This window comes from Syntrophaceticus schinkii (genome assembly GCF_000946815.1).
GTDB classification, from domain to species: Bacteria; Bacillota; DSM-12270; order Thermacetogeniales; family Thermacetogeniaceae; genus Syntrophaceticus; species Syntrophaceticus schinkii.
The window spans coordinates 1-12,625 of record NZ_CDRZ01000299.1; the positions used below are offsets into that span (position 1 = coordinate 1).

Below are 12,625 nucleotides of genomic sequence, written 5' to 3' on the forward strand. Positions count from 1 at the left end.
TCTGGATCTTTTCTTTCATCTTTTGCCCATTTTGTACAGCCCTCAGGCAGGAATACCTTGTTGATGTATCGAAGAAAATCTTTGAGCCACCGTTTCGACATCGGTGGTAACACCTCCTGGAAATGATGATTTGATCGTTGTTGCTTCCAGGAGGTTTTTGTCATTAGTTATGTTTTTTCCTGCCTGTTTGGTTTAAAAAATGCGAATTAATAAAATTTTGCTTTTATACTGCGTTGCTTGCACCGCAAGAACTTAGGCGATCACCTGCGGAGTTTCTGTTCACGATATTGGTAAAGATGTAGTCCGTTTTATGCTGGATGCCAATGGTTTCGAAGTGCATGACTTAGGCATAGATGTTCCGGAAGAGAATTTTATAGAAAAAATAAAGGAGACCGGTGCAACAGTTGTTGCGATGAGCGGGCTGCTTACTCTGGCTTTCGATTCTATGAAAAAAACGGTTGATGCCATTAAAGAAGCTGGACTGCGCGGTCAGGTGAAGATTATGATCGGAGGCAGTCAGGTTGATGATACTGTCTGTGCCTATACAGGAGCAGACGCTTATGGTACAGATGCCATGTCTGCTGTAACCTATGCCAAGCAATGGTTGGGGGGTGAATAAAATGGCACAACAAGCAAAGGATCTGTACCGGCAGAGGCTCAACAGGGTTTTAGATGCGGTTGCTCTGAAGGTTCCCGACAGGGTTCCCGTTCTCCTAATAAACCAATTTCTTGGTGCAAAATATGGTGATATGACCCTGAAAGAGGCTTATTACGATCCCGAAAAATGGTACCAGGCCAATAAGAAAATGCTTCAAGAATTGGAGCCGGATCTTTATCAGGAACCATGGTTGCTCATTAACCCAGGCAAGGCTATGGAGGCGCTGGATATTAAGCAGATCAAGTGGCCGGGTCACGGCATTCCGGAGAATCACACCTTCCAGTTTGTTGAGGGTGAATACATGAAGCCGGAAGAGTACGATCACCTGCTAGATGATCCTTCCGATTTTGCCTTTCGTAAATATCTGCCGCGTATCTGCGGGGCGTTAGAACCTTTTCAGAACCTTCCTCCCCTGAAGGCCTTTTTGACAGGCTATATTGGAATGGGAATCACAGCTTTCTTTACCCAGCCGGAAGTAATCAACGCCTTGGAAAGTTTGGCTGAAGCAGGGCGTGAATACGCGCGATATAAAGTAAAAGAAATTGAATATTACCAAGAAATGTCCGAGTATCCCGTTCTCGGTTTTTCTGGGGGATTAGTGCCCTTCGACTTGATTTCCGATATGTTGAGGGGTATGCGCGGAACGATGTTGGATATGTACAGGAATCCCGAAAAAATCCTTGAGGCTCAGGAAAAGCTTTACCCCATGATTATTGAGGGAGCTATTCTCAACGCTAAAATAAACAACACTCAATTTGTCCTTATGGCCTTGCACCGCGGCGCAGACGGTTTTATGTCCATCAAGCAGTTCGAAACATTCTATTGGCCGTTCCTCAAGAAGCTGATTGCGGATACCGTTGGTGCCGGGCTGATTCCCTATGTGTATATCGAAGGTGGTTACAATGAACGCCTGCAATATTTAAGGGAACTGCCCAAGGGCAAGGTTATTGTACATCTGGACACAACTGATATTTTTAAGGCTAAGGAAGTAATCGGGGACACCGTGTGTATTGCAGGCAATATGCCTACTTCACTGCTCCAGTTCGGAACGCCGGAAAAGGTGAAGGACTACACCAAGAAGATGATCGATGTCGCAGGTAAAGACGGTGGCTTTATTATGAGCCACCGCGGTGTTTTGGATGAGACAAATCCTGAACTTGTTAAAGTTTGGATCGATTTCACCAAAGAATACGGAGTTTATAAGTAAATGAAATAGTGAGAAATCCAGGCACATGTGCGTGGGCTCCTGATCTAACTGCAGCAGTGTTCATCTACGCCTGGATCTATGATATGATGCGTGGGGGTGGTTCTCACCTCCGCGCATCAAGATCAAGGGGACGGTCAAGGGGAAGGCAGACTGTGTGAAAACCATTTTGCCCCTTTCCATTCCCCCACTTACGACCAGCTTTCGGTTGTTTTTAGGGATAAGGGGTACCAATTATCCTGCTATTTCAGTTATGTCTCCTTTATGGCTGCTGAACTGGTGATTTGGAGAGTTGTCACACAGTCTTACGGTTCTTTTAATCTCTTTTGATCTACTCGGTGTTTCACTTGATGGGGACTATTTCAGACGCGAGCGACCGATTCTGCTCGATTGTATCTCCCCGGTTCTGGTTTTTTCATAAATGACAAAAGAAAAAAACGAAACCGCTGCAGCGATGGCTTTTTATAACCTATATCCAAAGAAACTAAATGACAAAAGAAACCGTCCCTTTATCACGGCAACTTCCGACCTCGGACCTCCGGCATAAGACTTCTATTTTCAGACTTCTATTTTAGGCAGGTGATCACAGTTGCAAAATTACCCGGGACGGCGGGTCAAAGCAGCTATCAGCAATCAACTTCCTGACAGGATTCCAAAAGGAGAGCTTTGCATTGAGGACGACCTGGTCGGGCAGTGCTTAAACTGCAATCAGGTTGGTTTTGAAGAAAGGGCGGCTTTTATCGAGGAACTGGGGCCGGATCTTGTCACCCTTGCACCTGATTACCCAGTCAGTTCAACTGTCCCAGAGACGTTAGATACCGCCCTGCCTGATCTGGAAAAATGGGCATTAAAGACTCCACTCTTCACTTTCGCCCTGCTCGACGGTGCTTTCGGATGGGGGACGCGTACCCGGGGGTATACCGATTTTTTGATGCTTTCCAGGAGTTCACCGCTCTCCTTTCAGGAGCTGATTGACAGAGTGGAAAAGCTGAACAGGGAGTTCATTATAAGATTGATCGACCGGGGGGTCGACGGGATCATCATCGCTGATGACATTGCTTACCAGTGTGGCCTGATCATCAATCCCCATACATTGAGAGAATTCTTTTTTCCCTCCCTGGCCAGGCAGGTGAAGGCAGCCTCGGGAAAGGCCCCGGTTTTCTTTCACTCAGATGGAAATTATTCCGAGATTATCCCGGAGCTGATCGACTGTGGATTCCAAGGATTGCAGTGTTTCGAACGCCAGGCGGGGATGGATCCCTTGAAACTGAAAGTCCAGCATCCCGAACTGTGCGTTTGGGGGACACTGGAAGTCGAAGACCTACAACGGGCAAAAGGCGCGGATTACTTAGATAAGCTGGCCTCTGAGATCAATGCCCTCTCTTCTCATAAAGGGTTTATCCTCGGCACCACCTGCGGTCTTTTTAAGGGAATTGACCTGGACGGCTTGACCGCTATCTATAATAGAGTGTCAGGGAGTCCAGAAGAACTGTCCTAAAGGTTTTCTAAAAATCTCAGGCATTGATTATGCAGCCGGTAACAAGCTGGCTGCATTAATTTTTTGCTGTTGGGGAGCGTGTACTGATTGTACTGGATAATGTCTTCCACACATGGATTTTTCTCCCTGAACATACTTATTCCAATGGCCAACGACTAACCACTAATTTGACCAACCACCAATCCGAAATGGGGAAGTCAGAGGCCGGAAATCTGAGAAAGCAGAAGTCGGAGTTCTGAGGAACCAGAAGCTGTCTTGGATTAGTTTTTCGCTTGACCACCTTTTTTCCAACGACCTGAAAAGCGGGATTCAGAAACCAAAAACCGGGGGGCTAAAAAGCAAAGCTTAGAGGTCTGGGAGATCGGTGATCTGAAAAGCGTGACAAAAGGACCGTCCCTTTGTCACGCTCTTGTTACGCTCTTGTTACGCCCGTGTCACGCAACGACCAAACTATGAAACGGAATTAGAGACCGGAAGTATGGAGGTCTAGGGAAGCGGAAGCCAGAGACCTGGGAGATCAATGATCAAAAAACGTGGCAAAGGGACCGTCCTCTTTGCACGCGCGCTACAGAAATGCGCCAGGAACCGTCCCCCTTGCATTAAGAAGCGTTGTGACTTCTTCATCTGTGGTCTGGCTGAAGTCCTCATAAAACTGTCCTACTGCATAAAAGACCTCCGGAACCAGCAGGCACACCAATTCATCGATATCTTTCCGCAGTTCGACCGCTGCTTCCATAGTGGTTACAGGTACTGCCAAAATAAGAAATTTGGGTTCCTGGTTGCGAACCGACCGCAGGGCCGCTTTTGCGGTCAGGCCTGTGGCGATTCCATCATCCACCACGATGACCGTCTTTCCCCGGAGAGAGAGGGGTTCTCTGCTGCCCCTGTAGGATATGGTACGCCTTTCGATCTCTTTAATCTGGTGTGCTACCTCATTTTGCAGGTTGGCTTGCCGTAAACCCATCATACTCAGCGCTCTTTCATCATAAATAACTGTGCCATCAGGAGCAACAGCACCGACCGCCAGTTCTCGGTTGCCTGGGGCGCCGACTTTGCGGGGAATAATCAGATCTAGAGGGGCATCGAGCTCTCTGGCCACCTCAGCAGCTACCACCACACCCCCGCGAGGGATCCCCAGTACAACAGGTTGCTTGTCCCGATAGTCCAGCAGCTTGGCCGCTAACTTCTGTCCGGCATCCTGGCGATTTGTAAAGGTCAATTTTGCTCACCCCTTTCCGGTATCAGTATTGCCCATAATTGCCCAAAAATCTCTTTAACATACTCTCCGGATCAGGGGGAAGGCAGACTGTGTGAAAACCATTTTGCCTTTTTTCATCCCCCCACTTATGGTCAAATTTGGGTTGTTTGTAGGGATACGGGGCATCAATTACTCGCTGTTTCAGTTATGCACCCCACTTCTAGCTGCTGAACTGGTGATTTGGGTATTGTCACACATGCTGACGGTTCTCCTGATCCAAAGTGGAACGCACCCTCCTCCGGCTTTCCGGTATACACCTCTGCTGGTTGCTGAGATTATATTATCTGAGGCTGGAAAGCTGCTTAGGTTAAGGGTTCGGTATTCAGCGACCTGAGGGTTAGGTGGAAAAAGAAGGACTGTTTTCCCAATGGTTCACAAATGGCTTAAAAATGGTTTAATAATGGTTCATATGTTTGGCGATCGATAACGGTAATGCGGTAATGTTGTGTATTCAGCGTGGTAATTTCGTGGTTCGTGGTCAAGAGGTATGGACTTGTTTCATTATATCAAAAATAACTACTTTACGGAAGGTGGGCAAAAATGAGTGTGGCAAAAATGAGATGTAGGAAGTGGGTAACGGTGACTACCACCATTTTGGTGAATATGTATAGACAAGTTTCTTCTTTTGGTGACTGTCACCAAATAGGCGAATTTGTATATACAGGTTGTACCTGGCCAGTAAAAATGAGATGTGGGAAGCGGGAGGTTGGAAGTGGGAATAAAAGTCGGAGTTCGGAATTTTGTTATCGAAAGGATCGTCCCATTGTCACGCTATTAAAGATGCCTTTTCTGCATACAAATTAGAGATATAAACTTTACTTGTGAGGAGGGACTCTTTTGGAACCGCTTGAGGCAATCCAAACCCTCATCTTTATGTCTGTGGTGGTTGAGGCATTGACGGCTATTTTTCGGCATTTTATCAGTGGTAGGGCATCGGAATTCGTGACTATTGTGGTGGGGGTAACTCTTTGTTTCGCCTATAATGTAGGGATCTTCACCATCCTCGGGCTGGAAACCAAGTATCCTATTGTGGACTATGTTATCTCTGGAATAATTATCTCTCAGGGGTCTCATGCACTTTCTGAGCTGTTCAAGCTGCGCCAGAAATAACACGCCAGAAATAACCGCATTGACAAATTACCATTTTTAGGTTAAGCTGTTCTCGCAGCACAATCGATTGTTGAACCGTACAGTCGTTGATTTAGGAGGGGATACAGGTGAATTTGGTTGATGGAATCTTCTTTCTTATTTTGGCTTGGGGTGCCTACCGAGGTTTCAGCCGTGGCTTAATCTCAATGGTTTGTCGTTTTGGCGGCTTCCTGGTCGGGGTCTGGATGGCCGGGCTATACTATATTCCAGTGGCAAAATTCCTGGGGACGCGTCTGGGCCTCAAAGAACTTCTTACAAAAATTTTTATCCCCTTTTGTGCCGGTGGTGCTCCCGCCGGGAGTTTTCCCAAAATTGCCACGACTGCGGGGTCCGCCCTGCCTGGTTTCCCGCCTTCTCTCTGGGAGCCTGTGCATGCCATCCAGAGCGGCATCTCTGGGGTAACATCTGCACGGCTGATGGCGGACAGTCTGGTTAAACTGATTGCCTTTTTCCTTGTGTTTGCTGTAGTATCCATCTGCCTGGGGGCGTGTTTGGAACTGCTGGGGAAGATTTTGACCAGGCTCGCCCATATAGTACTGCTGGGTGGTGTCAACAGAGTAGGTGGACTGGCAGTCGGGCTGGTCAACAATTCCCTGTTCCTGGTGGTTGCCGTGGGGATGATCACCCCGCTCTTATACAGCATGAGTCGTGGGTTTTTGGGGGGAAGGCTTTCGCACAGCCCTGATCAACAATTGGGATACTTCTGTGCTGGTACCCTATTTCAATAAAAGCTGGGAGGTGGCTTCCCAAGTTTTAGCGAATTTATTTCAGATGGTTTAGAGCGTGACGAGCTTTTTCCAAAAGAGGTGAGTTACTTAAAGGACGCGTTACTGCCAGAACCGGTTAAAGGTGCCGGAGTCCGCCGGAGTCCGGCGAAGTGTTCCACAGCAAAGCATTCTAGTGGCTGCCAGGACATCCCGATTAATACATTTTCGCCAATCAGAGGGCGGCTGTGAAGCATCCAAGTGGCCACCAGGCCGGTTTAAGGCACTGGGTCCGAAGGTGTCGAACTCATTCCAAAATGGAACTGTAAAAATTCGAAAGGAGAAAGGAAAAGAGCCGTCTTATATAGAATGACGGGAATTAGCCGGATGTATATGTGTGGCCAGTGGTTGGCTAGATTAGTAGGTGGTGGTTAGTCGTTGGTCGTTGGCGTTGGTCGTTTGAATAACAATGCCGTACCACGACGAGATCGCAAATGTGGATCACGAGAACCGTCCCTGTGATCCGTGGTATCGATAACGGTGCAAGGTGCCATCCTTTTCCGACATCATCCGACCTCCGGCTAACGGTCTTTTGCATCTATTACAGGTAGGGTTTTAGTTAGGGGCTAAGATTGATAACGGCACGGGGTGCCATCCTTATCCGACCTCCGACTTCCGGCCTCCGACTTCCGCCCTTCAGGCAGGTGAGATAATGACGAGTAAGACGAAACAGATCAAGCTGACACATCATGCGCGTTTTTCAGGGTGAGCGGCTAAGCTGGGGCCGGGTGTCCTGGATGAGCTGCTCAAAGATATACGGGGTTTTGAACACCCCGACCTGCTGGTCGGCTGTGGTGTTCCAGATGATGCAGGGGTTTTCCGGCTGCGCCCGGATCTTGCCCTGGTGCAAACCGTGGATTTTTTTACGCCGGTTGTGGATGATCCCTACCAGTTTGGCCAGATAGCTGCCGCAAATGCACTGAGCGATATCTATACGATGGGTGCCACACCGGTAACCGCTCTCAATCTTGTGGCCTATCCCGTATGTGAACTGGGAACAGATACCCTCAAGGCTATTTTGCAGGGGGGGAGTGACAAGGTTGCAGAGGCCGGGGCGGTGCTGCTGGGAGGCCATTCGGTAGAGGATGATGAGCCAAAGTACGGGCTTGCGGTGACCGGTATCGTTCACCCGGATGAACTGATCACAAACAGTGGTGCCAGAGAGGGTGACCTGCTGGTTCTGACAAAACCACTGGGTACCGGTGTGTTGGTCACAGCCCTCAAGGGTGGCCTTTTGTCCCCCGATGAAGAAGAGAGCCTGGCAATGGTTATGGCTGCCCTGAATGCCACAGCTGCTGGTGTTATGAGGAGTGTGGGGGTGAATGCCTGTACTGACATCACCGGGTTCGGGCTGCTCGGTCACCTGCGGGAAATGGCCGAGAACAGCGGTGTAGATATGGAGGTGGATCTTGCCTCAGTTCCTTTCCTCCCGCGCTCAGAGGAACTGGCAGGGGAAGGGCTGATCCCCGCAGGCGCCTATAGGAACCGCGAACACTTCGAGGATTACATTGAAACCCGCGGGAAACTCAAACAAGCTTTATTGGATATCCTTTTTGATCCCCAAACCTCCGGTGGGCTGCTCATCGCCGTTCCCCAGGAGCGGGGAGACAAGCTCCTGGCCGGACTGCGGCGCTCAGGCATCACCGACCCCCGGGTCATCGGTCGTGTACGAGGCAAAGGCACAGGAAAGATCATCGTGGGGTCAGGCTTGAGTAATTGAGTAATTTGTTATTGGGGTTATTATGCTTTATTCAGGTGACAGTCACCGTTAGCATTGTCACCGTTAGCATTCAACGTTTTACCGTGGCTCAGAGGGCTGTTTCTTCTGATCCAAATCGCAAGTGATCTCTTCCAGGCAGCTTTTTATTCCAATAACTAACGACCAACCCTAAAAGCAGAAGACAGAGACCGGAAATCAGAGGTCTGAAGCATCCGGGAACTACCTGCTCCTATTTGGCGACAGTCAACAAAAGAGCAAACTTGTCTATACATATTCAACTAAATGGTGATAGTTACCAAAAGGCTAAACCGGTGACAGTCACCTGGAGATTAGTTACCAAACGGCTAAACCTGTATATACAGATTTAACTAAATGGTGACAGTCACCTGAGTGGGAACGTCACCCGGGAATACCCTTGCACGCGTCAACTGATAATGCTAAACTCAATCTGTTTTTAACGGTGTTCCAGTTTCAGGTATATACGAGTTTTATGTATTTCTAACGACTAACGACTAACCACCAAACAGACTGGAGGGTGCTTTGTGGCGCTGAATTTTCTAGATATACCTGCAGGAGCCAGGGTTGCCCTGCATATGGCAATTATTATCCTGACCATCGCGATCATCGGCAAGATAGGTGTTCGCTTGATCGACAGTCTCATGCGTCCTGAACGGCTGCCCGGGGCCTGGGATGAACGCCGGGTCAACACCCTGCGCGGCCTTGCCAGGAGCCTGCTCAAATACACCCTCTATTTTATCGGCGGTGTGATGCTGCTTGATGAATTGGGGGTTCCCACAACATCTATTTTGGCAGGTGCGGGTATCCTGGGTTTGGCTGTGGGTTTCGGGGCACAGAACCTGGTGCGGGATGTGATCACCGGCTTTTTCATACTTTTTGAAGACCAGTTTGCTGTGGGTGATTATGTTACCTTTTCGGGGGTGACCGGGACCGTAACTGAGATGGGACTGCGTGTCACCAGAGTACAATCATGGACTGGAGAGATCCACATCATCCCCAACGGGAAGATCGAACAGGTGACGAATTATTCCCGCGGCGGGATGGGGGTCCTCCTGGAGGTAGATGTTGCCTATGAAGTTGAACTGGATCATGCTATCGAGATCATCAACAGCGTCTGCCATGAGATGGCACAGGAAAAAGCTGACCAGGTTATAGAGGAACCGCAGGTTCTGGGGGTTACGGAACTGAGCCCTTCAGGTGTAACCATCCAGATCTTCGGCAAGGTTAACCCCATGCAGCAGTGGGGTTTTGCCAGGGAACTGCGTAAAAGGATAAAAGATGCTTTTGATCGAGAGGGAATTGAGATACCCTATCCACACCGCGTGATTATAAGCAAACAGGGGAAGGGGGAGGAAAATGGCCCCGAAGCACTATAGTGTCGGAGATATAGTAAGAATGAAGAAGCAGCACCCCTGTGGAAACAACGAATGGGAGATTTTGCGTGTTGGGATGGACTTCCGTATTCGCTGTCTAAAGTGCGGGCGGCAGGTAATGCTCCCCAGGGTGAAATTCGAAAAAAATGTCAAAACAATAATAAGATCCGGGGAAAACGGATCAAGGGAACGGTTCTCCTGACCCAACAAAAATAACTCAATTACTCAAGCCTGACCCCGGTTGTGTTAAGGTGTTCCTAATGGTATAATTCTTAAGATGTCCCTGCTCCTACGGGAGCCGTTCAGTCCGAAGGGAGGTGGAAAGTTTGCGATCTTATGAGACCCTCTTTGTCCTAAAACCGGATCTAGATGAGGATGCGACCACAGCTGCCATTGAGCGATTGACCGAGCTGATTCAGAAGAATAAAGGCACTGTGGAGCAAATCAACCGCTGGGGGAAAAAGCGGTTGGCCTATGAAATCGAAGATTATCGCGAGGGTTACTATACCCTGGTTTATTTCCAGGGGGAGCCGGAAACAGCCAAAGAGCTTGACCGTGTGATGCGCATCAGCGATTTTCTGCTGCGTCATACCATAGTCAGGCGCGACACTGCGTAAAGCAGACAAATGAGGAGGAGAAAATCATTGTTTCTCAACCGGGTAATTTTGATCGGTCGTAATACCCGGGAACCGGAACTGCGGTTCACCAGTGCTGGGGCTGCTGTGGCCAACTTTACCATCGCTGTGGACCGTTCATTCCTGAATGCCCGGGGTGAACGTGACACGGATTTTATCAGGGTTGTTGCCTGGAGAAAGCTTGCAGAGACCTGTGCCAATTACATGGGAAAGGGGCGGCTGATTGCAGTAGAGGGACGCCTGCAGGTGAGCAAATATCAGACCCCTGAAGGGGAAACTCGTACATCTACAGAGGTTGTAGCTGATACGGTGCGCTTTTTAGAGCGCCCCCGAGAAGGAACAGCGCCCGGCCCAGGGACCCAAGGATTCCAGGAACCCCAGGATCCCACAGGACCAGAACCAGGTTTTCCTGAAAACCCCTTCGGGGATGAACTCAACCCGGAGGATCCGCCATTCTAAGATCTGCCAGGAGGTGTTACTTTGAGGCGCGAACGCGGGAGGAAAAGAAAAAAGGTCTGCAGTTTTTGCGTTGAGCATGCGACTCACATTGATTATAAAGATGTTTATAAGCTCCGGAAATACATCACAGAGCGGGGTAAAATCTTGCCCAGAAGAATTTCCGGAAACTGCGCCTATCACCAGCGTATGCTTACTAAAGCTATCAAGCAGGCCCGCAATGTGGCCTTGCTGCCATTCACATTAGATTAAAACCGTTAAGCCTTGACAAGGGTTGACAAGGGGACGGGGGTCGTGTCACCCTAGGGTGACACGACCCCCGTCCCCTTGTCACCGCCTGTGACTGAATATTCTTCATAATGCGGAACCAAAATACAAAGAAAGAGTTTTTGTTTTAGCAGGATTTGTGCGCTATGGTGCCGAAACTAAAGCAAAAACGAAGGCGGGGATTTTGTGGATGCAAATTTTTACCGGAATTACAAGCGCAAGTTCTTCATAGGACTGGGAGTCTTGCTTGCCCTGACCTGTCTGGCCCTGGCCAAATACAATACCATACTCGGTATCTTCGGACTTTTTACGGTTGTGATTGGATTATATGCCTTTTCCTACATGGATAAGCAGGAGCAGTCTGTACGGGAGCGGGAACTCAGGGAAGAGATTCTCTCTACAGAAAGGGAGCAGGTATCTGAAGAGCGGCTTACCTCGGCCTCTGATGAGCTTGCTCTGGTATTTATGCAGGTTGATGATTATGACGAGGTTTTTCATGGGTTGGCAGATGAAAAGCGCCCTATGCTGGTGGCCGCAGTGGATAAACTTCTGCGGGAATGGGCGGGAGAAATAAACGCATACCTGCGCAAGGATGGAAGAGAACGCTACACTGTGCTTCTCCCGACCGCTGAGCTGGAAGCCCAGGAAAACGATAACTTTCCCATTCTGGACAAGGTAAGGGAGATCAAGGTGGGGAAACACATCCCGGTTACCTTGAGCATCGGAGCCGCAAAGGGTATCGATTCAGAGGAACCCGCTAAACTAGGCCGGCTTGTCCAGGAGGCTTTGGAGCTCAGCCTGGAGCGGGGCGGTGATCAGGCAGTTGTTAAAAGCGCCGAACACACCTGGTTTTACGGCGGGCACACTGAGGTGGTGGGCAAGCGCAGCAAGGTGCGTGTCCGTGTTACCGCTGTCGAACTCGCCGGTCTGATCCGGCATGCGAGATCTGTAGTGATCATGGGTCACTCCCGCATGGATTTCGATGTTTTAGGTGCTGCCCTGGGGTGCGCGGAGATAGTGCGCCATTACGGCAAACCGGTGCGGATTCTCATCGACCGCTCAGGTGGGCCGGTAGATAATCTGGCTGCGATCATTGATCAGCGTGACCCCGGTCTGATCTGCGAAAAAGGCGACCTGGGGATCGAGGTTTCATCACAGACGCTATTGCTCTTAGTTGATGTTCACAGGCCGCAGATGGTGGCTGAGCCATCACTGCTGAGCCGTGCGGGCTATATTGCTGTGATCGATCACCACAGGCGGGGGGAGGAATTCCTGGAGCGATGCAACCTTTCCTATATCATGCCAGGTGCATCATCCACAAGTGAGCTGGTGGGAGAATTGGTGCACTATTTTCCCGAAGATATCCGTTTTTCACCCCTTGCTGCCACAGCCCTCTTGACAGGCTTGATCGTGGATACCAAGAGGTTTACTTTTTCCACAAGTGACCGCACCTTCCGGATTGCCGCTCAGCTGATGGAGGCCGGAGCTGACCAGGCACTGCTCAGAGAGCTGTTTAACTAAGACAAATTGGAAGTAATTCGCTTTACCGGGCGCGGATCTTACAGAATGTGGAACTGGCATTCGGCAGGTTCGCAGTTGCTGGATATGATGAACCGATGGATGGA

13 protein-coding genes are annotated in these 12,625 nt (G+C 49.5%); 12 read left to right on the forward strand and 1 reads right to left on the reverse strand.

Going from position 1 to position 12,625, the window contains the following annotated elements:
- The first annotated feature begins 259 nt into the window (after positions 1–259).
- The 3 genes from SSCH_RS15725 (at position 260) to SSCH_RS15740 (ending at position 3,360) form a co-directional block, all read left to right on the forward strand.
- Positions 260–619, forward strand: a complete 360-nt coding sequence (locus tag SSCH_RS15725; RefSeq protein ID WP_156972372.1) for a cobalamin B12-binding domain-containing protein — start codon at positions 260–262, stop codon at positions 617–619.
- A 1-nt stretch (position 620) separates the two neighbouring features.
- Positions 621–1,865, forward strand: coding sequence for a uroporphyrinogen decarboxylase family protein (locus SSCH_RS15730; RefSeq protein ID WP_044666310.1), 1,245 nt, complete (start codon positions 621–623; stop codon positions 1,863–1,865).
- Between the two features lie 586 nt (positions 1,866–2,451).
- Positions 2,452–3,360, forward strand: coding sequence for a uroporphyrinogen decarboxylase family protein (locus tag SSCH_RS15740; RefSeq protein ID WP_044666312.1), 909 nt, complete (start codon positions 2,452–2,454; stop codon positions 3,358–3,360).
- A gap of 565 nt (positions 3,361–3,925) precedes the next feature.
- On the opposite strand, the gene SSCH_RS15745 is transcribed toward SSCH_RS15740, so the two are convergent.
- Entirely contained in the window at positions 3,926–4,579 is a 654-nt protein-coding gene (locus SSCH_RS15745) for a phosphoribosyltransferase (RefSeq protein WP_044666313.1), read from the reverse strand.
- An 876-nt stretch (positions 4,580–5,455) separates the two neighbouring features.
- Between SSCH_RS15745 and SSCH_RS15755 the strand changes: the two genes are divergently transcribed.
- From SSCH_RS15755 to SSCH_RS15795, 9 genes are all read left to right on the forward strand, one after another.
- On the forward strand, positions 5,456–5,728 hold the full coding sequence (locus SSCH_RS15755) for a hypothetical protein (RefSeq protein ID WP_044666315.1): 273 nt from the start codon (positions 5,456–5,458) through the stop codon (positions 5,726–5,728).
- A 107-nt stretch (positions 5,729–5,835) separates the two neighbouring features.
- A complete protein-coding gene (locus SSCH_RS15760; RefSeq protein WP_044666316.1) occupies positions 5,836–6,495 on the forward strand; it encodes a CvpA family protein in 660 nt (219 codons plus the stop codon).
- Between the two features lie 688 nt (positions 6,496–7,183).
- A complete protein-coding gene (gene selD / locus SSCH_RS15765; protein ID WP_084711257.1) occupies positions 7,184–8,251 on the forward strand; it encodes a selenide, water dikinase SelD in 1,068 nt (355 codons plus the stop codon).
- 542 nt (positions 8,252–8,793) lie between these two features.
- The gene (locus tag SSCH_RS15770) at positions 8,794–9,645 is read left to right on the forward strand and encodes a mechanosensitive ion channel family protein (protein ID WP_044666318.1); all 852 of its coding nucleotides are present in this window, start codon (positions 8,794–8,796) and stop codon (positions 9,643–9,645) included.
- Entirely contained in the window at positions 9,626–9,844 is a 219-nt protein-coding gene (locus SSCH_RS15775; RefSeq protein WP_044666319.1) for a DUF951 domain-containing protein, read from the forward strand. Before SSCH_RS15770 ends, SSCH_RS15775 begins: the two co-directional genes overlap by 20 nt.
- Positions 9,845–9,959: 115 nt before the next feature.
- Positions 9,960–10,259, forward strand: a complete 300-nt coding sequence (gene rpsF / locus SSCH_RS15780) for a 30S ribosomal protein S6 (RefSeq protein ID WP_232294538.1) — start codon at positions 9,960–9,962, stop codon at positions 10,257–10,259.
- Positions 10,260–10,286: 27 nt separating this feature from the next.
- The gene (locus tag SSCH_RS15785) at positions 10,287–10,736 is read left to right on the forward strand and encodes a single-stranded DNA-binding protein (RefSeq protein WP_198142558.1); all 450 of its coding nucleotides are present in this window, start codon (positions 10,287–10,289) and stop codon (positions 10,734–10,736) included.
- A 21-nt stretch (positions 10,737–10,757) separates the two neighbouring features.
- A complete protein-coding gene (rpsR, locus tag SSCH_RS15790) occupies positions 10,758–10,985 on the forward strand; it encodes a 30S ribosomal protein S18 (RefSeq protein WP_044666322.1) in 228 nt (75 codons plus the stop codon).
- 201 nt (positions 10,986–11,186) lie between these two features.
- Entirely contained in the window at positions 11,187–12,521 is a 1,335-nt protein-coding gene (locus SSCH_RS15795) for a GGDEF domain-containing protein (RefSeq protein WP_052835758.1), read from the forward strand.
- Positions 12,522–12,625 lie beyond the last annotated feature (104 nt).

Excerpts from the sequence above, each read along its gene's own strand:
- SSCH_RS15730 (WP_044666310.1), top strand. The coding sequence starts at position 621 with ATGGCACAACAAGCAAAGGATCTGTACCGGCAGAGGCTCAACAGGGTT.
- SSCH_RS15775 (WP_044666319.1), top strand. The coding sequence starts at position 9,626 with ATGGCCCCGAAGCACTATAGTGTCGGAGATATAGTAAGAATGAAGAAG.